Genomic DNA, 23764 nt, shown 5'->3' on the forward strand with positions numbered 1-23764 from the left:
CGTCAGATTCGGGCGGACTCGCCGGGACGGAGCAGGACGAGCCGGTCGGTCAGGCCGGCGCGGTCGAACGCGCCGGTCAGTGCCTCGGCGTTCTCGGTGAAGTGTCCCCAGCTGTTGAAGTGGACGGGCACGACCCGGCGCGCCCGCAGCAGCCGCGCGGCGGTGGCGGTCTGCTCGCTGTCCAGGGTGAGCAGCGCGCCGTCGAGCACTCCCGGGCGGGCGGCGCCGGCGAACAGCACCGCCACCTCCACCGGAGCGAACCGCCCGGCGATCCGCTCGACCAGGTCCAGTGAGGCGTTGTCGCCGCTCACGTAGACGGTCGGCAGGTCCGGGGCCGTCAGCACGAAGCCGGTGACCTCTCCGGTGACCGGCTCGCACCCCTCTGGGCCGTGCCGCGCCGGAACCGCGGTCACGGTCAGGTCGCCGGCGCCGGGCCGCCGCACCGTGGTGGACGTCCAGGGCGCGAGGCCGGTGGCGGTCCCGCCCAGGCGGGCGGCGCCGCTCGGAGTGGTGTACACGAGCGGCGCCGTCCGCAGGAACGCGCGTCCGGAGTGATCCAGGTTGTCCGGGTGCTGGTCGTGCGACAGCAGGACGAGGTCGACCTCGCCGACGGCCGAGGCGCTGATCGCCGCGGGCGCGGTCTTGGTGAGCAGCGCGCCCGACGGACTGCGGTACTCCCCGGGGGCGTCGAAGGTCGGATCGGTGACCACGCGCAGTCCGCCGATCTCCAGGACGGCCGTCGGGCCGCCCACGGCCGTGACCGCGAGACGGGGGCGCGGGTCGGCCGGAGTGCCGGCCTGGAGCGATCGCGAGTCCGTCATCAGTCCTCCTCATGGCAGAAGTTTCGTTTTGCCGTGAGATGGGAGCTTAGCGCCTCTCATGGAGAATTTGAACGGATACCATGAGACGTATGAGTGATGGTGGGATTCCCGGTGAGCGGCGCTTCCCTGCGCTCGCGCTCGTCAACACCCGTGTTCAGCGGTCCGGCGTGTCCGAGGACCTCCTGGCGGACCCGACCGTGATCCGCGACTGGCTCGCCGATCGGGGACTGATCTCCGCCGACGCCCGCGTGGACGAGACGGAAGCGGCCGCGGTGCGGGCGTTCCGGGAGTCCCTGCGCGCGCTGCTGACCGCGCGGGAGAGTCGTCGCGTGCCGCCGCCCGCGGACCTGACGGCGTTGAACGCCGCGCTCACCGCCCCGGCGCTGGTGTGGGACGGCGGTGGGCCGAGACGTGTACGGCGGCCGGTTCCCGATGAGGTCCAGGGCGCGCTGGCCGACCTGGCCGCGAACGCCGTCGATCTGCTCAGCGGGGAGGAGGCGGCGTCGCTGGCCTCCTGCAGTGCCCATGGGTGCATCCGCTTCTTCCTCCGGACCCACGCCGCGCGCCAGTGGTGCTCGAACCGGTGCGGCGACCGCGTCCGAGCCGCGCGTCACTACGCCCGCCGCCGATCGGCCGCCGGTTCCTGACCCGCCTGCGGCCGCCGCGCCCCTCGAGGCCGCGCGGTGACCGCGTGCGGTCGGCGCGTGAGCGAACTCACGGGGGAGCGGGCCGGGCGTACGCCGGGCCGTGGTGGTCATGCATTCCGGGCCGCCCGGAGTGGCTGTCCGGAACCCCCGGCTTGTGCCCCTCCGGGTTGCGACATCCGATTAAGGGGAATGGGTCGTGTCCGTGATGATCTAAGGAGGATCAGTGGACGCGGCCATGGCAGGGCCGGAGACGAGCGACGCCGACCCGCGGGGGCCCGGCCGCGGCGGACCGGCGGAGATGACCATCATCGGAGTGATCACCCTTCCGGGTACGGAACGTTCGGTGGCCGACGGGCGCCGGTTCGTCGGCGAGACGCTCGGCCGACGGCACCCGGCGGCCGACGCGGTCAGGCTCAGCGTCAGCGAACTCGCCACCAACGCGGTGAAGCACACGCCGAGCGGCACGGGCGGCCGGATCACCATCAGGCTCGCCGCCGCCGAGAACGCCGTCCGCGCCGAGGTGATCAACGACGGCGCCACCGGCTCGGAGCCGCGGCTCCAGAGCCGGCCGGAGGCGGACGCCGAGCACGGCAGGGGCCTGGTCCTCATCGACACGGTCGCGGACCGGTGGGGCGTGACCCGGGGCGCCCACCGGACGACGGTCTGGGCCGAGTTCTCGTACTGACGACCGCCGCGCCCGTACGGCGGCTCCGGGACGGCACGAGGCTCCGCCGTGCCGCACCCTACGGGGGCGGCACGCGTCGTGGCGGGGACGCACGCCGCCGAAGCACTCCCGCGCTGACGGCAGACTTGAGACGTGCCCTCGACCCTGCCCGACGGAGATCCGGTCCCGAACGACGGCGCGTTGCCCGCCAGTGCCCTCGACGGCCTCGGCGACCGCCCGTTCGGCTTCTACGTCCACGTCCCCTTCTGCGTGACCCGCTGCGGCTACTGCGACTTCAACACCTACACCGCGACCGAGTTGCGCGGCGCGTCCCGCGAGGCGTACGCCGACACGGCCATCGCGGAGATCCGGCTGGCCCGCCGCGTGCTCGGCGACGTCGACCTGCCCGTCCAGACGGTGTTCGTAGGAGGGGGAACGCCCACCCTGCTGCCCGCCGACGACCTCGGGCGGATCCTCGACGCGATCGACAAGGAGTTCGGCCTGGCGGCGACCGCCGAGGTGACGACCGAGGCCAACCCCGAGACGGTCGACCCCGGCTACCTCGCACGCCTCCGCGAGGCCGGCTTCACGCGGATGTCGTTCGGGATGCAGAGCGCGCGCGAGCACGTGCTGGCCGTCCTCGACCGTACGCACACGCCCGGCAGGCCCCAGCAGTGCGTCCGGTGGGCGCGGGAGGCCGGCTTCGAGCACGTCAACCTCGACCTCATCTACGGCGCGCCGGGGGAGAGCGACACGGACTGGCAGGCCAGCCTGGAGGCCGCCCTGGAGGCGGGTCCCGACCACGTCTCGGCCTACGCGCTCATCGTCGAGGAGGGCACCCGGCTGGCCGCGCAGGTCCGCCGCGGGCAGGTCGCCGCGCCGGACGACGACGCCATGGCGGACCGCTACCTCGCCACGGAACGGACACTGAGCGCGGGCGGCCTGCGCTGGTACGAGATCTCCAACTGGGCGGCGGACGAGGACGCCCGGTGCCGCCACAATCTCCTGTACTGGACCGGCGGCGACTGGTGGGGGGTCGGCCCGGGCGCGCACAGCCACGTCGGCGGCACCCGCTGGTGGAACGTCAAGCACCCCGCCGCGTACGCCGCCCGCCTCGCGGACGGCGCCACGCCCGCGCACGCCCGCGAGGTCCTGGAGGACGCCGACCGCCGCTTCGAACGCGTCATGCTCGAACTGCGGCTGGCCGAGGGCTGCCCGCTGGACCTGCTCGAGGACGCCGCCGTCCGCCGCGCGGTCACCGACGGACTCCTCGTCCCGGAGGCGTACGACGCGGGCCGCGCGGTGCTCACCCTGCGCGGGCGGCTGCTGGCCGACGCGGTCGTCCGCGACCTGACGCCCTGAGCGGGACCGTCACCTGACGATGGGCCAGCAGAGCCACTTCGGGATGGTGTACAGCTCGCCCTTGTTCGCCCGGAGCGCGGCGACGATGAGGTAGACCACGTGCGCGACGCCGTACGCCAGCATCGCCGGAATGGCGACGAGCGCGCCGATCCCGAGCGTGGCCAGCGAGACGACGACGCACGCGATCGTCAGCACGAGGCTGGTCACCGCGAGGTTCAGCGCCTGCGCGCCGTGGAAGCGCAGGTACGGCGACCGGTCCTTGTGCGCCAGGTAGACGATGAGCGGCGCGATGAGGCCGATCGCGAACTGCCCGAGGTAGGCGAGCAGCGCCCACGTCTTCTCGTCGGTCGCCGCGAACCCCTGGCGCGGGGGCCCGTATCCGTACGGGACGGGCGGCCCGGCGTGCGGCGACCCGGACGGGTTCGGCGGCGGTCCGTAGGGCGGTGGTCCGGGCGGCCCGCCGTAGGCGTGGGGATAGGGGCCCGGCTGCGGCGGCCCGGCGTGGAAGCCGGGCGGCGGCGATCCGGCGGGCCCACCGTACGGGCCGGTCTGCGCCCCGGTCGGCCCACCGTACGGGCCGGGGTGGGGACCGGTCCGCGGTCCGGAACCAGGGCCGGGCTGCGGCGGCCCGAACCGAGGGCCGCCGGGCGGCGGACCGGCCGGTCCGCTCATCAGCGGATCCGGCGGCTCGAAGGAAGGTCGCGAGTCGCGCCGCTCGGACGGACGCGGGTCCTGCGGCTCGGAGGACGGTCGCGAGTCCCGGGGCTCAGGCTGCGGGGAGTCCCGCGGCTCGGTCACGGGGGTCCTCAGCGGAAGATCGGCCAGGCGGCGACCGGCGGGAGGCGGTACCACTCGCAGCGGTTGGCGCCGATCGCGGCCTTGACGATGCAGAAGTACTCGATGGCCACGACCGCCAGCGCGATCAGCAGCCCCGGCATGCCCATGAAGTACATCGCCGCGAACGCGAGGAGGTTGCACACGATCATCGCGATCGACAGGTTGAGCGCCTGCACCGCGTGGAACCGCGCGAACCGCGAGGAGCGCCCCTTCGCCAGGTAGACGATGGCCGGGGCGACGAACCCGCCGACGAACATCCCGACGTAGGCGGGAACGGCCCAGCGTTCGTCCTCGTCGGTCACCGGCCCGCCGGGGACCATCGGCTCCCGGCGCCGCTTCGCGGGCGCCGGTGGGGCGTACCCGGCGGCCGGTCCGGGGTGCTGCCCGGGCGGCGCGCCGTACGGCTGCTGCTGGGGGTATCCCCCCTGGTGGCCGCCCTGGCCGTACCCTCCCTGGCCGTAGCCCGGCTGCGGGTACCCCGGCTGCGGGTAGGGCGCGTGCCCGTGGCCCCCGTGCCCTGGGCCGTACGCCTGGGCTCCCGGACCGGCGTACGGGCCCGTCCCTCCGGAGCCCGGACGTCCGTGGCCCGGCTGCCGACCATAGGTCATGTCCCTGATGCCCCTTCCGGCGAAGCGCGAGACGTGTCGATGCGAACGCGCAGTTTATGAGACGCGCGGCGGCGCCGGATGGTTCTGAGGACCTCAGTCCGTCTGCGGGACGGTGACGAAGTCGATGAGCTCCTCCACCCGCCCGAGCAGCGCGGGCTCGAGGTCGGTGTAGGTGCGGACCCGGCCGAGGATCGCCTGCCACACCTCTCCCGGCTCGCCCCTCCACCCGAGCGCGGCGATGACGCCCTCCTTCCAGGAGATCCCGCGGGGTACCCGCGGCCAGGCGGGGATGCCGAGGGCCGCGGGCTTGACGGCCTCCCAGATGTCGATGAAGGGATGCCCGGTGACCAGGACGTACGGGGAGGAGACCTGGTCGGCGATCCGGCTCTCCTTGGACCCGGCCACGAGGTGGTCGACGAGCACGCCCAGCCGGCGTTCCGGCCCCGGGCCGAACTCCGCGACGATGTCCGGGAGGTGGTCGACGCCCTCCAGGTACTCCACGACGACGCCCTCGACCCGCAGGTCGTGCCCCCAGATCTTCTCGACGAGCTCCGCGTCGTGGCGGCCCTCGACGTAGATCCGGCTCTCCCGGGCGACCCGCGCCCGGAGGTTCGGCACGGCGACCGAACCCGACGCCGACCGGGCCGGACCCGCCGCCCGTACGGGACGGACCAGCGTCACGGGCTTGCCGTCGATGAGGAACCCGGCCTTCGCCAGCGGGAAGACCCGGCGCTTGCCGAAGCGGTCCTCCAGGGTCACGGCGTCCTTCTCGCAGGCGACGACCGCGCCGCAGAACCCGCTCGCCGGGTCCTCGGCGACCAGGCCCGGCTCCGCGGCGACCTCCGGGATCTGTCCCTTACGCGGACGGCGCCAGTCACCGGACAGGACGTCGCGTCCATAGTCTTTGCTCCGCACGCGTCGCACCGTACCGGTCCGGAGGCGGGCTGGTCAGCCGGGCGGCCGCCCGGGGCCGGATCGCCGGCCCAGGTGGTCGTGGCCGCGCCGGACCGCCTCCCGCAGCGTCTCGGCGGGGTACGGCCAGCCGCCCGCGGCCAGGGCCTCCTCGACGTCCAGCCCCTCCGCGTGCGTCTCGCGCACCCGGCGGGCGACCAGGTCGATCTCCGCGTGCTGCCGGGCCGCGAACTCCCGGTCCACCGGCGCGCCGTGGCCGGGCACGAGAACGCCGTCGACGGTCCGCAGCAGCGCCGCCAGAGTCGCCGGCCACTCCAGCGGGAACGAGTCGGCCCCGTACGACGGCGGGCCGGACTGCTCGACCAGGTCACCGGTGAAGGCGCACCGCGCGTCGGGCGCCCAGACGACCAGGTCGCCGTCGGTGTGCCCCGGGCCGAAGTGCCGCAGCTCGACGACGCGGTCGCCGAGGTCCACCTCGGCGCGGTCGGTGACGAGCCGGTCCGGCGCGAGCAGGAGATCGGTCTCGACCTTCTCCGCCCAGCCGGGGAACTCGCGCGCCAGCATGGGCCGCGCGGTCTCGGCCAGGTAGCGGGGCAGCGACGCGTGGCCCCAGCGGGCCCCGGAGGTGAACGCCGCGTTGCCGAAGCAGTGGTCGAAGTGACCGTGGGTGTTCACGATGACGGGGTCGTCCACCCCGAGCGCGCGAAGGTCGTCGCGCAGGCGGACGCCCTGTGCGACACTCGCGCGGGTGTCCACGACGACGGCGCCGGCGGACCCGACGACGACCCCCACGGTCACGTCGAAGTCGGAATAACGACGCTGGAAACAGCGTTCGGCAATCTCGTGCCAGGTCACACGAGTGACTCTGCCATGTTCGAGGCGAGAACGTGATCCACCGGCGTCTCCTTCTGCGTGCCACCGGGCCGTACACTTGGCACTCAGAGGAGAAGAGTGCCAAATTGAAGGGCTGTGGACACGGGAGGTGAGTGCGTGCTCGACGACCGGAAGCTGGCGGTGCTGCGGGCCATCGTCGAAGATTACGTGTCCACCCATGAGCCGGTGGGTTCGAAGGCGCTGGTCGATCGGCACAACCTCGGCGTCTCGCCGGCCACGATCCGCAACGACATGGCCGTGCTGGAGGAGCAGGGGTACATCGCCCAGCCTCACACGAGCGCGGGGCGCGTGCCGACCGACAAGGGATACCGGCTGTTCGTCGACCGGCTGTCGACGATCAAGCCGCTGTCCGTGGCGGAGCGGCGCGCGATCGAGACGTTCCTCGCCAACACCTATGACCTGGACGACGTCGTCAGCCGCACCGTCCGGCTGCTCGCGCAGCTGACCCGGCAGGTCGCGGTCGTGCAGTACCCTTCGCTCACGCGGTCGTCGGTACGGCACGTCGAGCTGGTTCCGATCGCCTCCGAGCGGCTGCTGCTCGTCGTGATCACCAACACCGGCCGGGTCGAGCAGCGGGCGATCGAGACGCATCATCCCGTCTCCGACGAGGCGATCGCGCACCTGCGGGCCCTGCTCAACGCGCGCCTGGACGGGTGCTGGCTCACCGACGTCCCCGACGCGCTGGCAGACCTGCCCGAGCAGGTGTCCGTGGACGAGCGGGCGCTGGCGACGACGGTGCTGTCGGTTCTCCTCGAAAGCCTCGTGGAGAAGCACGAAGAAAAGATAATCATCGGCGGCGCGGCGAACCTCGCCCGCGCCGACTTGTCCCAGAGCCTCCGCGACGTGCTGGAGGCGCTGGAAGAACAGGTCGTCCTGATGCGGCTGCTCGGCGAGGCGGGGGATCCCTCCAGCCTCACCGTGCGGATCGGCACCGAGAACCCGCACGAGGGCCTGCGCACGACCTCGGTGGTCGCCACCGGCTACGGCGCCGGCGACCAGGCCGTGGCCCGGCTCGGCGTGCTCGGTCCGACGCGGATGGACTACCCCGGGACGATGGGAGCAGTACGCGCAGTGGCACGTTACGTCGGTCAGATTCTGGCGGGGTCGTAAGTGGCGAACGACTACTACGCGACCCTCGGGGTGCGCCGTGACGCCAGCGCGGACGAGATCAAGAAGGCCTACCGCAGGCTCGCGCGGGAGCTGCATCCGGACGTGAACCCGGACCCGGCCACCCAGGAGAAGTTCAAGGAGATCACCCAGGCGTACGAGGTGCTCTCCGACCCGAAGAAGCGCGAGATGTACGACCTGGGCGCCGACCCGTTCGCCAGTGGCGCCGGGGCGGGGGCCGGCGGCTTCGGCGCCGGGTTCCCCTTCAGCGACATCATGGACGCGTTCTTCGGCACCGCGACCCAGCGCGGGCCGCGCAGCCGGGCCCGGCGCGGCCGCAACGGCACCGTCCGCGTGGAGCTCGACCTGTCCGAGACGGCGTTCGGCACCACCCGTGAGCTCACGGTGGACACGGCGGTCGTCTGCGACACCTGCTCGGGTGCGGGCACGGCCCCCGGCACGCACCCCGAGACGTGCGACATGTGCCATGGCCGCGGCGAGGTCCAGCAGGTCACCCGGTCGTTCCTCGGCCAGGTGATGACCTCGCGCGCCTGCCCGCAGTGCGGCGGCTACGGCACCATGATCCGCACGCCGTGCACGGAGTGCTCCGGCGACGGGCGGGTCCGCACCCGCCGCACGATCAAGGTCCGCATCCCCGCCGGCGTCGAGAACGGCACCCACATCCAGCTCGCCGGCGAGGGCGAGGTCGGCCCGGGCGGCGGCCCGGCCGGCGACCTGTTCCTCGAGATCGTGGAGCGTCCGCACGCGATCTTCGAGCGGCAGGGCGACGACCTGCACTGCACCGTCCAGGTCCCGATGACGGCGGCCGCGCTCGGCACCTCGCTGATCGTCGAGACCCTGGACGGCCCGGAGGAGATCGACATCCGACCCGGCACGCAGTCCGGCCAGGTCATTCCGATGTACGGCCGGGGCGTCAAGCATCTCAACGAGAGCGGCCGCGGCGACCTGATGATCCACGTGAACATCGAGACGCCGACCAAGCTCGACGAGGAGCAGGAGGAGCTGCTGCGCAAGCTGGCGAGCCTGCGCGGCGAGGAGCGACCGCCCGGCAAGTTCGCGCCGGGCCAGCAGGGCTTCTTCTCCCGCCTCCGCGACGCCTTCAACGGCCGCTGAGCCCCACGCCGAGGCCCCCGCTCCCCGGACGGAGAGCGGGGGCCTTCGTCACGCGGACGGAGCGGGGGAGGCTTCGTGCACGCGTGCGTCCACCGGTCCGGCCCGCGGGCCCGTTCGACCCCGCCGTACGCCTACGATCGGTCCCATGAGCCCGCCCCTCTTCCTCAGCGAGCCCTCCCGCCTCGAGTCCGACCGGATCGTCCTCGACGGCCCCGAGGGACGCCACGCGGCGGCCGTACGCCGGCTGCGGCCAGGGGAGCGGGTCGACCTGAGCGACGGGGAGGGCCGGCTCGTCGAGTGCGTCGTCACCGCCGCCGAGCGCGACAGTCTCCACCTGGAGGCACGGGAACGCCGGCACGTCCCCCGCCCGGACCCCCGGATCGTGGTGGTGCAGGCACTGCCCAAGGGCGACCGGGGCGAGCTGGCGGTCGAGACGATGACCGAGGTGGGCGTCGACGTCATCGTTCCCTGGACGGCCGCCCGCTGCGTCACCCAGTGGCGGGGCGAACGCCGGGCCAAGGCGCTCGCGCGCTGGCGCGCCACCGCGCGGGAGGCGGCCAAGCAGAGCCGGCGCGCCTGGCTGCCCGAGGTCACCGAGCCGGCCGACACCGCCACGGCGGCCGAGCGGGTCGGCGGCGCCGCGCTCGCCGTCATCCTGCACGAGGAGGCCGAGCGGCCCCTCAGCCGCGTCGATGTCCCGGACACCGGCGACATCGTCGTCGTCGTGGGCCCGGAGGGCGGGCTCACCGATGAGGAGGTCGCCGCGTTCGAGGCCGCCGGAGGCGGCACGGTGCTCCTCGGCCCCACCGTCCTGCGCACCTCAACCGCAGGAGTGGCCGCGGCCGCCGTGCTCCTCAGCCGCGCCGGCCGCTGGTAGCCCTCAGCCCACGCGGACGAACGGCCCGGCGCCCACGAAGACGACCGGGCCGATGGCGAACGGAATCGGCCCGGTCGTGACGTCCACCACCGGGCCCACGGCGAACGGAGCGGGTCGGCGGTGATGCGGACGGCCGGGCCCACGGGTGACGAAGCCGGGTCGGCTCAGAGACGGGAGGCCGGTCCGTCGGCGGACGGAACCGGCCTCGCGGTCACGGAGACGACTGGGCCGATGGCTGCTGCGCGCCGCTGGTCGGCGCCTCGCTCGTCGGCGCCTGCGTCGGCGTCGTGGCGGGTGGCGGAGACTCCGGCTGGGTCGGCGGCGCCGAGGTCGCCGTGTCCGGACCGCAGGTCACCTGGGGCCGAGGAGCCGGACTCGCCGTCTGGTCGGCGGTCGAACCGGCCGGCGGCGTGATCGGGTTCTCACCCGGCGGGCACTTGCGACCCGGGATGACGTGGGTGCCGGACGGGACGGTCCTGGACGGCGACGCGTGCGGCGCCGCGCTGCCCGCCGTACGAGGCGGGTTGACCGGCGGAGAGGCGGTGTACACCTGCTGGCCGCCGTTCACGGGCCCGCCGCCGCTCTGCCCGTTGTCGGGGCTGAAGCGCCCCGTCTGGACGAACGTCTTGAGCGCCGGTGTCGCCGACACCGCGATTCCCGCGATCACGATCGCGGCCGCCACCGCCGCCAGGGGGCGCAGCCACGGGATCGTGAACCACGCGCCGAAGCGCCGCTCCTGCTTCTCGGCTATCTTGCCGCGGATCTGCGAAAGCCCCTCTGGAGAGGGCGTGACCGCTTCCGCTTCCGCGTGCAAGACACGGCGCAGACGCTCGCCGTACTCGTCGAAGGGTTCGGTCATTAAAGCTGCTCCAGAACGCTGCGTAGCGCGGCCATCCCGCGCGCGGTGTGGCTCTTGACGGCTCCCCGGCTGATCCCCATGGTGTGGGCGATCTCCGCCTCTGACAGATCACCGTAGTAGCGCAGCACCAGTGCCTCGCGCTGCCGGGTCGGCAGCCCGTTCAGGGCCTTGATCACGGCCGAACGCTCGAGCTCGACGATCGCGCCGTTCTCCGCGCTCGGCGCGTCCGGCAGCCCCTTGGGAGCATACTTCTCGACGACCGCACGGTGCCGCAGTACCGATCGTGACCGGTTGACCACCGACTGCCGGAGGTAGGACAGGGCCTTCTCCGGATCGCGCAGCCGCCGCCAGGCCCCGTGCATGGCGACGAACGCGTCCTGCACCACTTCCTCCGCCGTCGCCGAGTCACGCACCAGCAGGGCGCTGAGGCGTACCAGGGAACGGTAATGAGCGCTGTAAAGCGCGGTAACCGCCTGGTCAGCATCCCAGGCCACGGTCACAGCGCCCGTCGTTGCTCTGGCCACGAGGGTCTCGGTCACATCAGTAGGACGCGTGCCCTCGCCGTCAGGTTTACGAAAGGGCATTCCTCGTCTCGCCTTATCCGCCCGTCAGTGCCGTCATCGGCTGTCGTCTTGTTTGGACGAACGCCTTGACCCAGCAGGTTCGTGCGAACGTCACCCGGCCTCGGATTTGCCGAAGGATCCGGCGCTGGGGGTTCGCGTGAAGGTAACGATAACCAGACAAGGGAGTGTCTTGCCCACACTTACACGCCGGTCGCCGTAACGATTCGCAGACATCCGTGACGCCCCGTGGCGCGATAACATGCGCAGATCCCTGGGAAGGAGACCGCATTGACGGAACAGGACTGTTTGTTCTGCAAGATCGTGTCCGGGGAAGTGCCCGCGGACGTCGTTCGTGAGACGGACCGGACGATCGCGTTCCGGGACATCAATCCGCAGGCGCCGACGCACGTGCTCGTCATCCCGCGTGACCACCACCCGACCGCGGCGGCGCTGGCCGCCCGGGACGGCGACCTCCTCGCGGAGATCGTCCGCGAGGCCCGTCAGGTCGCGGCGGCCGAAGGCATCGAGGAGACCGGGTACCGCGTCGTGTTCAACACCGGCCCGGGGGCCGGGCAGACCGTCTTCCACGTGCACGCGCACGTGCTCGGTGGCCGTGGGCTGGGCTGGCCGCCGGGATGAGCCGCCGTCTCCGCGCGGCCGGAAATTGAGTGGTCCGGGCCGGTACCATGGTTGATACGCAGCCGAAGACCCGACGTGACCGGAAGGCAGGGGCGAAAAGGCCGCAAGGCCGCGCTATGGCCGAATCAACTCATACCGGGGCTGCGCCCGACGGCGCGCCCACGCAGATCAAGATCGTGATCCCCGACGACCACTCGATGGTCGCCCTGCTCGGCTCCCGCGACGAACTCCTCGAGGTCGTGGAGCGAGCCTTCGACAGCGACGTCCACGTCCGCGGCAACGAGATCACGATCACCGGGCGGGCGGAGGAGACCGACCTCGCCGCCAAGCTGTTCGAGGAGCTGCTCGACCTGCTGAAGAGCGGCACGCCCATCACGCCCGACGCGATCGAGCGCAGCATCGCCATGCTGCGCGCCGAGACGTCCGAGCGGCCGGCGGAGGTCCTCACCCTCGACATCCTGTCGTCGCGGGGCCGCACCATCCGCCCCAAGACGCTCAACCAGAAGCACTACGTCGACGCGATCGACAAGCACACGATCGTGTTCGGCATCGGACCGGCGGGCACCGGCAAGACGTACCTGGCCATGGCCAAGGCCGTGAAGGCCCTGCAGGCCAAGCAGGTCAACCGCATCATCCTGACCCGCCCGGCCGTCGAGGCCGGCGAGCGGCTGGGCTTCCTGCCGGGCACCCTGTACGAGAAGATCGACCCGTACCTGCGGCCGCTCTACGACGCGCTGCACGACATGGTCGACCCCGACTCGATCCCCCGCCTCATGGCCGCCGGCACCATCGAGGTCGCCCCGCTGGCATATATGCGGGGACGTGCGCAGCCGACCTTTATGCCGGTTTTGACGCCTGATGGCTGGCGCCCCATCGGCGACCTGAAGGTGGGCGACCTCGTCGTCGGATCGAACGGCGAGCCGACCCCGGTCCTCGGCGTCTACCCGCAGGGCGAGAAGGACATCTACCGTGTCACCGCCCAGGACGGTGCCTGGACGCTGTGCTGCGGGGAGCACCTGTGGACGGTCCGTACGGCGTCCGACAAGCGCCGAGGCAAGCCGTGGCGGGTCCTGGAGACCCGGGAGATGATCGGCAACCTGCGCGCGGCACACGCCCGTCGCTACGAGCTGCCGCTGCTCACCGCCCCGGTGCAGTACCCGGAGCGGGAGGTCCCCCTGGACCCGTACGCCCTGGGTCTGCTGCTCGGCGACGGTTGCCTGACCGGTTCCACGACGCCGTCCTTCGCCACGAACGACCCTGAGCTCGCCGTCGCGCTGGAGGAGCTTCTGCCCGGCGTCGAGGTCCGCCACAAGGGCGGCGTCGACTACGTGCTGAACCGTGTCGCCGGGCCCGGTCAGGTCATCACCATCGCGAACCCGGTGACCGCGGCAGCACGTGAACTCGGGCTCTGCGGCACCCAGTCGGCGACGAAGTTCGTTCCAGAGGCGTACCTCTACAACAGCGCCGAGGTCAGGCTCGCCCTGCTGCAGGGGCTGCTGGACAGCGACGGCGGACCCGTCACCCAGGCCGGCCGTACCTGCCGCATCCAGTTCACGACGACGTCGATCCTGCTCCGCGACGACATCATCGCGCTCGTCCAGTCGCTGGGCGGGGTGGCCTACACGCGGCGGCGCCTGGCCGAGGGCCGCAGGCCCGGCCGGGCGAACGGCCGTGACGTCGGTTACCGGAGTGACGCACACGTCGTCGACATCCGCCTCCCCGAGGGCATCGAGCCCTTCCGCCTCGCCCGCAAGGCCGAGAAGTACCACGCGGCCGGGGGCGGCGGACGGCCGATGCGCTTCATCGACGAGATCGAGCCGGCGGGCCGCGAGGAATGCGTATGCATCCAGGTGGCGGCCGAGGACTCGTTGTACGTCACTCAGGACCACCTGCTGACGCACAACACCCTTAATGACTCCTTCATCATCCTCGACGAGGCGCAGAACACCTCGCCGGAGCAGATGAAGATGTTCCTGACCCGGCTCGGGTTCGGGTCGAAGGTCGTCATCACCGGTGACGTCACCCAGGTGGACCTGCCGTCCGGGCAGCTGAGCGGCCTCCGGGTCGTCCAGGACATCCTCGACGGGCTCGACGACATCAGCTTCTGCACGCTGACCAGCAAGGACGTCGTGCGGCACAAGCTCGTGAGCGCGATCGTCGACGCGTACAGCCGGTACGACGCGCAGTCCGACCACATCAAGCAGGGCGCGTCCGGCCGTGGCCCGCGCAAGCCACGGGGGCGTTAGACCTGTAATGAGCAGGAGTGAGCCCGCCGCAGCGAGCGGAGTGAAGGGGCGAGGGACGAGTCCCTTCGCGGAGCGAGCGAGAAGGGCGAGCGGCCAATGAGCATCGAGGTTCTGAACGAGTCCGGCGCGGAGGTCGACGAGACCGCGCTGTCGGCCCTGGCGGCGCACGTGCTGGAGAAGCTGCGCGTCCATCCGCTGGCCGAGCTGTCGATCGTCCTCGTCGACGAGGACGCGATGAGCGAGCTGCACGAGAAGTGGATGGGCGAGCCGGGCCCGACCGACGTGTTGTCCTTCCCGATGGACGAGCTGCGGCCGGGCCACGTGTCCGGGGGCACCGAGGACGCGCCGCCGGACCCGGCGCTGCTGGGCGACGTCGTGCTGTGCCCGTCCGTCGCGGTGCGGCAGGCCAAGAAGGCCGGTCACAGCGCCGAGGACGAGCTGCACCTGCTGTGCACCCACGGCATCCTGCACCTGCTCGGCTATGACCACGCCGAGCCCGAAGAGCACAAGGAGATGTTCGGCCTGCAGGCCGAGCTGCTCGCCTCATGGCGGGCGGCGCGTGCCCGGCCCTCCTCATGACCGCTGTTCAGGGTTGGTTGATCGTCGGTGCCGCCGTGCTGGTGGCGGTGGCCGGTCTGTTCGCGGGCGCCGAGACGGCGCTCGCCCGGATCTCCCGGATCCGGGTCGAAGAGCTGGGACGCGAGGAGCGGCGGGGGAGCCGGCAGCTCGCCGAGGTCGTCGCCGACCCGCCGCGCTACCTCAACCTGCTGCTCCTGCTGCGGGTCAGCTGTGAGCTGGGCGCGACGGTCCTCGTCGCGGACCTGTGCATCACCTGGCTCGGGGCGAACTGGCGCGCGTACCTCACCGCCGCGGCCGTGATGATCGTGATCAGCTACATCGCGATCGGCGTCACGCCGCGGACGCTCGGCCGTCAGCACGTCGACCGGATCGCGCTGATCGGCGCGGCGCTGATCCATCCGCTGGCGCGCGTGCTGGGGCCGCTGCCACGGCTGCTGATCCTGCTGGGCAACGCCCTCACGCCGGGCCGGGGCTTCCGCGAGGGGCCGTTCGCGTCAGAGGCCGAGCTGCGGGACCTCGTCGACCTCGCCGAGCAGCGGCAGCTCATCGAGCCGGACGAGCGGCAGATGATCCACTCGGTGTTCGAGCTGGGTGACACGCTGGTGCGCGAGGTGATGGTGCCGCGGACCGACATCGTCTTCATCGAGCGCGACAAGACGCTGCGGCAGGCGCTGTCGCTGGCGCTGCGCAGCGGGTTCTCCCGGATCCCGGTGGTGGGGGAGAACGAGGACGACGTGGTCGGCATCGCCTACCTGAAGGACATCGTCCGCCGCAGCCACGAGTTCCGCGAGGGCGAGTCGGTGGAGAAGGTCGAGTCGATCATGCGGCCGGCGACGTACGTCCCGGACAGCAAGCCGATCGACGAGCTGCTGCGCGAGATGCAGGCCCGGCAGATCCACTGCGCGATCGTCATCGACGAGTACGGCGGGACGGCCGGGCTGGTCACGATCGAGGACATCCTCGAGGAGATCGTCGGGGAGATAACCGACGAGTACGACCAGGAGCTGCCCCGGGTCGAGGAGCTGCCGGACGACTCCGCGCGGGTGACCGCGCGGCTTCCGGTGGAGGACCTCGCGGAGCTGTTCGGCGTGGAGATCGAGGTGGACGAGGTCGAGACGGTCGGCGGGCTGCTGGCGCACGCGCTGGGCCGGGTGCCGATCGCCGGGTCGCAGGCGACGGTGGCGGGGCTGCGGCTGACCGCCGAGAGCCTGGCGGGCCGCCGGAACCGCATCGGCACGGTCCTGGTCGAACGAATCCCGGCCGAGGAACCCGCGGCCGAGGAGGAGCGGGAGAACGCCGACGCCTGATCACGGTCCGCCCACGGCGGGAAGTACGCTGGGGCGCGTGAGCGAGCTCGATCCGGAAGACGCGAAGATCATCACCTTGGCCCGGTCCACGCGGGCCCGTGCGGGCTCGGCGGAGGGCGCCGCCGTCCGGGACGAGACCGGCCGCACATACGCCGCCGCGACGGTGGAGCTGCCGTCGCTGAGGCTGACGGCGCTGCAGGTGGCCGTGGCGATGGCCGTGTCGAGCGGGGCGGAGAGCCTGGAGGCGGCCGCGGTCGTCACCGAGGACGGCACCCCTGACATCGCGGCGGTCCGTGACCTCGCCGCCAAGGCGCCGGTCCTCGTGGCGGGCCTCAACGGCGCCGTACGGACCGTGCTGACGGACTGATCGTCTGCGCCCCTGTCGGAGTCTCGCGCGGAATACGGGACAATCGACGGTGTGAACTCGCCCCAGACGCCGACCGGCACGCGCTTCAGATCAGGGTTCGCCTGTTTCATCGGGCGTCCCAACGTGGGCAAGTCCACGCTGATGAACGCCCTCGTCGGGACGAAAGTGGCGATCACCAGCAGCAAGCCGCAGACGACGCGCCGGGCGATCCGCGGCATCGTGCACCGCCCGGACGCCCAGCTCGTCATCGTCGACACGCCGGGGCTGCACAAGCCCCGTACGCTGCTCGGTGAGCGGCTGGACAGCCTGGTCCGGTCCACGCTGAGCGAGGTCGACGTCATCGGGTTCTGCGTTCCCGCGAACGAACCGGTCGGGCCGGGCGACCGGTTCATCGCCGCGGAGCTGGCCCAGGTGAAGAAGACCCCGGTCGTCGCGATCGTGACCAAGACCGACCTCGCCGACCGGAGTCAGGTCGCGGAGCAGCTGCTGAAGGTCTCCGGGCTCGGTGAGTGGGCGGACGTCGTGCCGTGTTCGGCCGAGTCGAACTACCAGCTCGACGTGGTCAGCGACCTGCTCGCGGCCCGGCTGCCCGAGGGCATGCCGCTGTACCCCGAGGGGGAGCTGACCGACGAGCCCGAGCAGATCCTGGTGGCGGAGCTGATCCGCGAGGCCGCGCTGGAGGGCGTACGCGAGGAGCTTCCGCACTCGATCGCCGTCGTGGTGGACGAGATGAGCCCGCGGGCGGGCCGCGACGACCTGGTCGACGTGCACGCGTGGCTCTTCGTCGAACGCCCCAGCCAGAAGGGCATCGTCATCGGGCCGAAGGGCGTCCGGCTCAGGGAGGTCGGCACCCGCGCCCGCAAGCAGATCGAGGCGCTCCTGGGCACGAGGGTCTACCTCGACCTGCGGATCAAGGTGGCGAAGGACTGGCAGCGGGACCCGAAGCAGCTACGCCGCCTGGGCTTCTACGACTGATCCGGCGCCCCTTCTCCGCCGCCACGACCCGGTCGGCCGACGCGCGCCCGAGCGGGCCGGCGTTACGGCTGGGCGGGCCGGTGTTACGGCTGGGTCGGACGGTGTCCGCGTGCCAGCGCGGCCAGGCCGAGGGCCAGCACCGCCACCGAGGCGAGGACGGCGACCCAGAATCCCCAGGTGAGCGACTCGGTCACGCCCGCGTCGCCGAGGGTCATGCCGCGATGGAAGACGGCCAGCAGGCTCAGGGCGCCGGGGATCGCGGCGTACGGGATGAACCGTTCCTGCACCGTCCGGCCCGCGAGGGCGAGGGCGAGGGCCGCCATGCCGGCCAGCAGGAGGACCTGCCCGTGCGGCTCGGACAGCCCGTACGACACCTGTCCTCGGGTCGCCGGCACGTCCATGAAGATGCTGCGCCCGAAGTCGGGAGTGCGCCACGTCGTCCACGGCAGGAAGATCGACAGGAGCAGCAGCGAGGCCGCGCCGATCAGCAGCACACCGAGGTACTCACCGAGGCTCTTGTGCGGCGCGGGCTCCGGAGGCTCGGGCGCGGGCGGGACCTGAGGCGGCGTGAACCACGCCTGGGGCGGCCTCGGCGACGTCGTGCCGTCCGGCGCCGAAGCGGGGTCCGGGGCGGTCGCGCGCACCCTCTCGGTACCGGCTCGCGGCGGCGGGACGGCGTCGGCGTCGGGCAGGGGATCGTCGCCAGGCGGGGTGGTCATGCCGCGGCAGCGTAACGTCCGATGCCCGGGAGGGCCGGTGATTCGGGGAAGTTCGCCCTTCGCAGGCAGGGAACTGCAGCCCCCGCCGCTCTGCCGGACCGGACGACCGGCTGGATATTCTCCGATATCAGGTTGATACAGGAGGAGGCCGCCCGTGTTGCTGATCTTCGGGTTCGCCGTTTTCTTCCGGACGGTGGGCCACGGTGACTTTCACTGTCCGCACTGCGGGGGCGACCGGCGCTATCGGCACCGGGTGGCCCGCCGGTGGTTCACGTTGTTCTTCCTGCCGGTGATCCCGCTGACGAAGGCGGGCGAGGTCGTGGAGTGCGTCACCTGCCGGAACCGCTTCGGCCTGGGCGCCCTCCGCCTGCCGACGGCCCGGGAGATGGAGGCCGCGCTCCCGCTGGCCATGCGCGCCGCGGCGGTGCTGGTCCTGACCGCGGGTGACCCTGACGACACGGCGGCGCGGAGCCGCGCGGTCGATGCGGTCCGCGGATACGGCGCGGCCGACTTCGACGACGACGCGCTCCAGGCGGCCATCGACGAGCGGCCCCACGACGCGGACGAGGTGATCGCGACCGCGGGAGCCCAGCTCACCACCGAGGCCAGGGAGTGGTTCCTGGCGCAGGCGGTCCGCATCGCGCTGGCCGACGGGGCGCTCAGCGACGTCGAGCGCGGGGCGCTCCGCCTGGTCGCGGACCGGCTGGGCCTCACGCCGGCGCACGCGTTCGGCGTGATCGCGACCACCGAGGCGGCGGCACGCGAGTGAGCAGGGTGCGACCGCCGGCATCGAGAGGCCGCGTACGAGCGACCGTGTAGTAGAGGCCGCGTAGCAGAGGCCGCGACAGTGCGGTGACGCAGAGGGCGCTCCCGGAGTGGGAGTGCCGTGACATGGCAGGAGCCGTCCGTGGAATCCGAGAAGCGCACCGCCCTGGTGCGGCGACCGAGCCCGCGCCTGGCCGACGGCCTGGTGACCCATATCGACCGGACCCCGGTGGACGCCGAGCTGGCGGCGCGCCAGCACGAGGCGTACGTCGCCGCCCTGAGGGCGGCGGGCTGGGGGGTGCGTGAGCTCCCGGCGGCCGACGATCTCCCGGACGCCGTGTTCGTCGAGGACACCGTGGTCGTCTGCGGCGGCCTGGCCGTGCTCGCCCGGCCGGGGGCGCCGGAGCGCCGTGCGGAGGTGGCGTCCGTCGAGCGGGCGGTCACCGAGCTGGGTCTCGAGGTCGCCCGGTTCGAGGGGGAGGCCACGCTGGACGGCGGTGACGTGCTGCAGGTCGGCACCACCGTCTACGTCGGCCGGTCCGGCCGTACGAATGAGGACGCCATCTGCGCGGCGGCCCGGATCCTCGGTGCCCGGGGCCGGCACGTCGTTCCGGTCCAGGTGCGGGGCTGCCTGCATCTGAAGACGGCGATGACGGCCCTGCCGGACGGCACGCTCATCGGCAACCCCGACTGGGTGGACACCTCGGTCCTGCCGGGTCTGCGGGTGGCGCCGGAGCCGTCCGGCGCGCACGTGGTCGTCCTCGGGGAGAAGCAGGTCCTCATCGCCGCGTCCGCGCCCCGTACGGCCGAGCGGCTCCGGGACGAGGGCTACGACGTGTCCGTGGTGGACATCAGCGAGTTCGAGAAGATGGAAGGCTGCGTGACCTGCCTGTCCGTCCTCGTGCCCTGATCGGCGAGGACCGCGGCCGTTGCATCGCTCGGGGCGGGTCCGTCGCCATGACCTGCCGGAAAGACGGTGCGACGTCTCCGTCTCATCAGATGGGACCGATTGGGACGGTGCGGATGCGATCTGTTAGCTTGTACAACGTGCTGCGCGAGCTGCTCCTCCTTAGCGGCCGCGGCGGGGGCCTGTAACAGGCCGGCTCCCTCGCCGCGGGGCTTCGGCGTGACCGTCGGCCGTGGGCACCTGTCTCGGGAGCATCCCTTTCTCATGAATCCTCGTATCACGCAACAGCCCAGCCCCATGCCCTTCGGCCGGTACGCGCCGTTCACGCCGGTGGATCTGCCGGACCGCACGTGGCCGAGCAAGACGATCACCCAGGCCCCGCGGTGGCTGTCCACCGACCTGCGCGACGGCAACCAGGCGCTGATCGACCCGATGAGCCCCGCGCGCAAGCTGGCCATGTTCGAGCTGCTGGTCCGCATGGGCTACAAGGAGATCGAGGTCGGGTTCCCCTCGGCCAGCCAGACCGACTTCGACTTCGTCCGCCAGCTGATCGAAGAGGACCGGATCCCCGCCGACGTGCAGATCTCCGTCCTCACCCAGGCGCGTGAGGAGCTGATCGAGCGCACGGCCCAGGCGCTGACCGGGGCGCCGCGCGCGACGATCCACCTGTACAACGCCACCGCGCCGCTGTTCCGGCGCGTGGTCTTCGGGATCGACCGGGACGACTGCAAGGCCCTGGCCGTGCAGGGCACCCAGCACGTCATGAAGTACGCCGAGAAGTACCTCGGCGACTGCGACTTCGGCTACGAGTACAGCCCGGAGATCTTCATCGACACCGAGCTGGAGTTCGCGCTCGAGGTCTGCGAAGCGGTCATGGACACCTGGGAGCCGGGCCCGGACCGCGAGATCATCCTGAACCTGCCGTCCACGATCGAGCGGTCCACGCCGAACGTCTACGCCGACCAGATCGAGTGGATGAGCCGCAACCTGTCCCGTCGTGAGCACATCGCGCTGTCGGTGCACCCGCACAACGACCGCGGCACCGGCGTGGCCTCGGCCGAGCTGGCGATGCTGGCGGGGGCCGACCGCGTCGAGGGCTGCCTGTTCGGCAACGGCGAGCGTACGGGCAACGTCTGCCTGGTGACGCTGGGGATGAACCTCTTCTCCCAGGGCATCGACCCGCAGATCGACTTCTCCGACATCGACGAGATCCGCCGTACCGTCGAGTACTGCAACCAGATCCCGGTACACGAGCGCCACCCGTACGCCGGCGACCTCGTCTACACCTCCTTCTCCGGCTCCCACCAGGACGCCATCAAGAAGGGCTTCGACGCGCTGGAGCGCGACGCGGCGGCCGCCGGCGTGCCGGTGGAGGAGTTCCGCTGGGCGCTGCCGTACCTCCCGATCGACCCCAAGGACGTCGGCCGGTCGTACGAAGCGGTCATCAGGGTCAACAGCCAGTCCGGCAAGGGCGGCGTGGCCTACATCATGAAGACCGAGCACTCCCTGGAGCTGCCGCGCAAGCTGCAGATCGACTTCTCCCGCGTCGTCCAGGAGCACACCGACGGCGAGGGCGGCGAGGTGACGCCCGAGCAGATGTGGGAGATCTTCGAGCGGGAGTTCCTGACGAACGGCCCGCGGGTCGGCCTGCTGGCCCACCGGGCCAGCTCCCGCGTCGACGAGAAGGACGTCCTCAACGTCGACCTGCGCATCAACGGGGAGATCCGCGAGATCGAGGGCATCGGCAACGGCCCGATCTCGGCGTTCACCGACGCGCTCGCGTCGGTCGGCATCCAGGCGCGGGTCCTCGACTACGCCGAGCACGCCCTGTCGGCCGGAAGCGACGCGAAGGCCGCGGCGTACGTCGAGTGCCAGGTCGGCGACCAGGTGCTGTGGGGCGTCGGCATCGACGGCAACACGGTGACCGCCTCGCTCAAGGCGGTCCTGTCGGCCGTCAACCGCGTGGGGCGCTGACCGCCCCGGAGAAGAAAGACGTGCCGTACGGCCCTCGCCATCCCGTGGGCCGGGCGGCCCGGCTGAAGTGAGCCCTCACAAAGGGCGATCAACGGCCGTGGGTCAGGACATAGTCGACGAGCTCCCGGAGCGGGCCGCACAGGTCCGTCTCCGCGACGGGTACGCAGTGGTCGTCCACCTCGACCTCGTACAGGAACCGGTCGGCGGCCGGCGTGGGTGCCGGCACGTCACTGAGGTCGATCTCGTCGACGAGCCTGGCCACCGTCGGGTGGTCCGCCGAGTCGATCTCGGCGCGGCGGACCATCCCGGCGAATCCTCCGCTGCGAGTGACGGTCACCTTCACGCGGCCTCCACGCCGACGGTCGTCCACGCCTGGCGCACGGCGTCGCGCTCGGCGCTCTTCGCGCCGAAGAGAGTGCCCGCGCACTCCGCCGTCATGCGGGCGAACGTCGCGAAGTCCGCGTCCTTCGGCAGATGCCCGCCGGTGAGCGTCTCGTACCAGATCCGCCCGGCCTTCTCCCATGCGTGCCCGCCGATCGCGGCCGCGGCGAGGTAGAACGCGCGGTTGGGGATCCCGGAGTTGATGTGCACGCCGCCGTTGTCCCGCGACGTCGTGACCAAGTGGGACATGTCCGCGGGCTGCGGGTCCTTGCCGAGGTTCGGATCGTCGTACGCGGTGCCGGGCGCCTTCATCGAGCGCAGCGCGACGCCCCGCACGCCGGCGGCGAACATGCCCTGGCCGATCAGCCAGTCGGCCTGGTCGGCGGTCTGGCCGAGGTGGTACTGCTTCACGAGCGAGCCGAAGACGTCGGAGATGGACTCGTTGAGGGCCCCGCTCTGGCCCGTGTAGTCCAGCCCGCCGGAGTACTGCGTGACGCCGTGGGTGAGCTCGTGCCCGGTGACGTCGAGCGGTCCGGTGAAGGTCGTGAAGACGTGCTGGTCACCATCGCCGTAGACCATCTGAGAGCCGTCCCAGAAGGCGTTGTCGTAGTCGACGGCGTAGTGGACGCTCGCGACGAGCGGTAGGCCGGCGCCGTCGATCGAGTCGCGGCCGTAGGCGCTGCGGTAGAAGTCGAACGTGACGCCGAGCCAGTCGTAGATCTCGTCGGCGGCCCGGTCGCCGGTCGGCGGGGCGCCCTCGGAGCGGACCGACTTCCCGGGCAGCCGGTTGAGGTGCCCGGCGTCGTGGATGTTCCGCTTCGCGGCCGCGGGCCCGGTCGTCGGCTCGGCGGAGGCGATCAGCTGCGCGGCCGCGCGCGCGTCACGCTGTCCGGTGTCGATGACGAGGGTCTGCCGGGCGGACTCGCGCAGCCGCTCGTCGTGGTGGTGTTCGGCGAGGTGGTCCAGGACGTGTGGGGGGACGATCGCGCATCTCATGGGGCCACGCTCCCACGCGCGTGTCGCCCCCACCACGCTTTACCGGGGCCGCATCCGGTCACGGACCGTCAAAGAACGCCTCCGCTACGCAACGGGCGGTGTTTTCCTCACCACTCGTTTCCGTAGTCACTGTCGTACTCGACGACGTCATCGTCGACGATGACGTCCTCGTGGACGACATGCTCGATGACCTCGACGTGCTCATGGTCGTCGTCCAGCAGCTCGTTGACGACCATGCCGCCGACGAATCCCGCCGCGCCCGCGGCGGCGACGCTGCCCAGACCGTACTGCCGCCCGTGGTGATGGTGGTCGTGTTCGTACTCCACCGGGTAGCCGTAGCCCGGCTGCGGATAAGCCTGCTGGTAACCCGGCTGCGGGTACCCGTGCTGGTAACCCGGCTGCGGGTAGCCGCTCTGCGCCTGGAGGTACTCCATCCAGCGCTGCGCGCACGCCGCGCAGCAGCGTACGGGGCGGGGCGCCCCCCACTGCGGCGTCCAGGTGATCTCCTGGGTGGCCGGACCGTGTGAAGCGTCGAAGAAGCAGGTCAACGTTCTCTCCTGAGACGTCGGCTCGTACGAGCCTGATGATCGAATCGTCAAGTCAACGAACCTTGGACCGTGGCGG

26 protein-coding genes and 2 pseudogenes are annotated in these 23764 nt (G+C 71.8%); 17 read left to right on the forward strand and 11 right to left on the reverse strand.

What is annotated here, in order from left to right; all coding sequences use genetic code 11:
* Window positions 1-2: 2 nt before the first annotated feature.
* Window positions 3-821 (reverse strand): MBL fold metallo-hydrolase, encoded by an 819-nt coding sequence (locus tag NE234_RS03625; RefSeq protein ID WP_252777216.1) that lies wholly within the window; start codon window positions 819-821, stop codon window positions 3-5.
* Window positions 822-910: 89 nt separating this feature from the next.
* Here NE234_RS03625 and NE234_RS03630 point away from each other — a divergent pair, with 89 nt between their 5' ends.
* The 3 genes from NE234_RS03630 (at window position 911) to hemW (ending at window position 3494) form a co-directional block, all read left to right on the forward strand.
* Window positions 911-1468 carry a CGNR zinc finger domain-containing protein gene (locus tag NE234_RS03630; protein ID WP_252777218.1) on the forward strand — a complete coding sequence of 186 codons (558 nt, stop codon included), beginning with the start codon at window positions 911-913 and terminating at the stop codon, window positions 1466-1468.
* 223 nt (window positions 1469-1691) lie between these two features.
* Window positions 1692-2153, forward strand: coding sequence for an ATP-binding protein (locus NE234_RS03635; RefSeq protein WP_252777227.1), 462 nt, complete (start codon window positions 1692-1694; stop codon window positions 2151-2153).
* 132 nt (window positions 2154-2285) lie between these two features.
* Window positions 2286-3494 carry a radical SAM family heme chaperone HemW gene (hemW, locus tag NE234_RS03640; RefSeq protein ID WP_252777229.1) on the forward strand — a complete coding sequence of 403 codons (1209 nt, stop codon included), beginning with the start codon at window positions 2286-2288 and terminating at the stop codon, window positions 3492-3494.
* Between the two features lie 9 nt (window positions 3495-3503).
* Here the strand turns inward: hemW and NE234_RS45000 are convergent, their stop codons facing one another.
* From NE234_RS45000 to NE234_RS03660, 4 genes are all read right to left on the reverse strand, one after another.
* Window positions 3504-4166: a DUF4870 domain-containing protein gene (locus NE234_RS45000; protein ID WP_305886656.1), complete on the reverse strand. Its 663-nt coding sequence runs from the start codon at window positions 4164-4166 to the stop codon at window positions 3504-3506.
* Between the two features lie 134 nt (window positions 4167-4300).
* Window positions 4301-4939: a DUF4870 domain-containing protein gene (locus NE234_RS03650; RefSeq protein ID WP_252777230.1), complete on the reverse strand. Its 639-nt coding sequence runs from the start codon at window positions 4937-4939 to the stop codon at window positions 4301-4303.
* 93 nt (window positions 4940-5032) lie between these two features.
* Complete coding sequence (locus NE234_RS03655; RefSeq protein WP_252777232.1) at window positions 5033-5854, reverse strand: DUF3097 domain-containing protein; 822 nt, start codon at window positions 5852-5854, stop codon at window positions 5033-5035.
* A 33-nt stretch (window positions 5855-5887) separates the two neighbouring features.
* Window positions 5888-6706, reverse strand: coding sequence for an MBL fold metallo-hydrolase (locus NE234_RS03660; RefSeq protein WP_252777234.1), 819 nt, complete (start codon window positions 6704-6706; stop codon window positions 5888-5890).
* Window positions 6707-6841: 135 nt separating this feature from the next.
* Here NE234_RS03660 and hrcA point away from each other — a divergent pair, with 135 nt between their 5' ends.
* The 3 genes from hrcA (at window position 6842) to NE234_RS03675 (ending at window position 9863) form a co-directional block, all read left to right on the forward strand.
* Entirely contained in the window at window positions 6842-7855 is a 1014-nt protein-coding gene (gene hrcA, locus NE234_RS03665) for a heat-inducible transcriptional repressor HrcA (RefSeq protein ID WP_252777240.1), read from the forward strand.
* Window positions 7856-8986, forward strand: coding sequence for a molecular chaperone DnaJ (gene dnaJ, locus NE234_RS03670; RefSeq protein ID WP_252777242.1), 1131 nt, complete (start codon window positions 7856-7858; stop codon window positions 8984-8986).
* A 145-nt stretch (window positions 8987-9131) separates the two neighbouring features.
* Complete coding sequence (locus NE234_RS03675; protein ID WP_252777243.1) at window positions 9132-9863, forward strand: 16S rRNA (uracil(1498)-N(3))-methyltransferase; 732 nt, start codon at window positions 9132-9134, stop codon at window positions 9861-9863.
* A gap of 211 nt (window positions 9864-10074) precedes the next feature.
* Here the strand turns inward: NE234_RS03675 and NE234_RS03680 are convergent, their stop codons facing one another.
* Together NE234_RS03680 and NE234_RS03685 are read right to left on the reverse strand one after the other, a co-directional pair.
* Window positions 10075-10722 carry a hypothetical protein gene (locus tag NE234_RS03680; protein ID WP_252777256.1) on the reverse strand — a complete coding sequence of 216 codons (648 nt, stop codon included), beginning with the start codon at window positions 10720-10722 and terminating at the stop codon, window positions 10075-10077.
* Window positions 10722-11261, reverse strand: coding sequence for a SigE family RNA polymerase sigma factor (locus NE234_RS03685; RefSeq protein ID WP_252777264.1), 540 nt, complete (start codon window positions 11259-11261; stop codon window positions 10722-10724). The genes NE234_RS03680 and NE234_RS03685 overlap by 1 nt, the downstream gene beginning before the upstream one ends.
* A gap of 312 nt (window positions 11262-11573) precedes the next feature.
* Here NE234_RS03685 and NE234_RS03690 point away from each other — a divergent pair, with 312 nt between their 5' ends.
* From NE234_RS03690 to era, 8 genes and pseudogenes are all read left to right on the forward strand, one after another.
* On the forward strand, window positions 11574-11924 hold the full coding sequence (locus NE234_RS03690) for a histidine triad nucleotide-binding protein (RefSeq protein WP_252777266.1): 351 nt from the start codon (window positions 11574-11576) through the stop codon (window positions 11922-11924).
* Window positions 11925-12040: 116 nt separating this feature from the next.
* Window positions 12041-12748 (forward strand): annotated as a pseudogene (locus tag NE234_RS45150) (PhoH family protein); the annotation flags it as partial.
* 261 nt (window positions 12749-13009) lie between these two features.
* A pseudogene (locus tag NE234_RS45155) lies at window positions 13010-13561 on the forward strand (LAGLIDADG family homing endonuclease); the annotation flags it as partial.
* Window positions 13562-13717: 156 nt separating this feature from the next.
* Complete coding sequence (locus NE234_RS03700) at window positions 13718-14170, forward strand: PhoH family protein (protein WP_406566935.1); 453 nt, start codon at window positions 13718-13720, stop codon at window positions 14168-14170.
* A gap of 96 nt (window positions 14171-14266) precedes the next feature.
* Window positions 14267-14749, forward strand: coding sequence for an rRNA maturation RNase YbeY (ybeY, locus tag NE234_RS03705; RefSeq protein WP_252777295.1), 483 nt, complete (start codon window positions 14267-14269; stop codon window positions 14747-14749).
* Window positions 14746-16056, forward strand: coding sequence for a hemolysin family protein (locus NE234_RS03710; RefSeq protein WP_252777303.1), 1311 nt, complete (start codon window positions 14746-14748; stop codon window positions 16054-16056). Before ybeY ends, NE234_RS03710 begins: the two co-directional genes overlap by 4 nt.
* A gap of 37 nt (window positions 16057-16093) precedes the next feature.
* A complete protein-coding gene (locus NE234_RS03715; protein ID WP_308206829.1) occupies window positions 16094-16423 on the forward strand; it encodes a cytidine deaminase in 330 nt (109 codons plus the stop codon).
* 51 nt (window positions 16424-16474) lie between these two features.
* Entirely contained in the window at window positions 16475-17398 is a 924-nt protein-coding gene (gene era / locus NE234_RS03720; protein ID WP_252777305.1) for a GTPase Era, read from the forward strand.
* A gap of 83 nt (window positions 17399-17481) precedes the next feature.
* Here the strand turns inward: era and NE234_RS03725 are convergent, their stop codons facing one another.
* On the reverse strand, window positions 17482-18117 hold the full coding sequence (locus tag NE234_RS03725) for a hypothetical protein (protein WP_252777306.1): 636 nt from the start codon (window positions 18115-18117) through the stop codon (window positions 17482-17484).
* Between the two features lie 154 nt (window positions 18118-18271).
* Between NE234_RS03725 and NE234_RS03730 the strand changes: the two genes are divergently transcribed.
* The 3 genes from NE234_RS03730 (at window position 18272) to leuA (ending at window position 21763) form a co-directional block, all read left to right on the forward strand.
* On the forward strand, window positions 18272-18886 hold the full coding sequence (locus tag NE234_RS03730) for a zinc-ribbon domain-containing protein (RefSeq protein ID WP_252777315.1): 615 nt from the start codon (window positions 18272-18274) through the stop codon (window positions 18884-18886).
* Between the two features lie 138 nt (window positions 18887-19024).
* Entirely contained in the window at window positions 19025-19792 is a 768-nt protein-coding gene (gene ddaH, locus NE234_RS03735; RefSeq protein ID WP_252777318.1) for a dimethylargininase, read from the forward strand.
* 261 nt (window positions 19793-20053) lie between these two features.
* Window positions 20054-21763: a 2-isopropylmalate synthase gene (gene leuA / locus NE234_RS03740; RefSeq protein WP_252777320.1), complete on the forward strand. Its 1710-nt coding sequence runs from the start codon at window positions 20054-20056 to the stop codon at window positions 21761-21763.
* Window positions 21764-21851: 88 nt separating this feature from the next.
* Here leuA and NE234_RS03745 read toward each other — a convergent pair whose 3' ends face one another.
* From NE234_RS03745 to NE234_RS03755, 3 genes are all read right to left on the reverse strand, one after another.
* Window positions 21852-22106, reverse strand: coding sequence for a protealysin inhibitor emfourin (locus NE234_RS03745; RefSeq protein WP_252777322.1), 255 nt, complete (start codon window positions 22104-22106; stop codon window positions 21852-21854).
* On the reverse strand, window positions 22103-23140 hold the full coding sequence (locus NE234_RS03750; RefSeq protein WP_252777330.1) for a M4 family metallopeptidase: 1038 nt from the start codon (window positions 23138-23140) through the stop codon (window positions 22103-22105). The genes NE234_RS03745 and NE234_RS03750 overlap by 4 nt, the downstream gene beginning before the upstream one ends.
* 107 nt (window positions 23141-23247) lie before the next feature.
* Window positions 23248-23688: a hypothetical protein gene (locus NE234_RS03755; RefSeq protein ID WP_252777331.1), complete on the reverse strand. Its 441-nt coding sequence runs from the start codon at window positions 23686-23688 to the stop codon at window positions 23248-23250.
* Window positions 23689-23764: the final 76 nt, after the last annotated feature.

It is taken from the genome of Actinoallomurus rhizosphaericola, from assembly GCF_024055675.1.
Lineage (GTDB): Bacteria > Actinomycetota > Actinomycetes > Streptosporangiales > Streptosporangiaceae > Actinoallomurus > Actinoallomurus soli.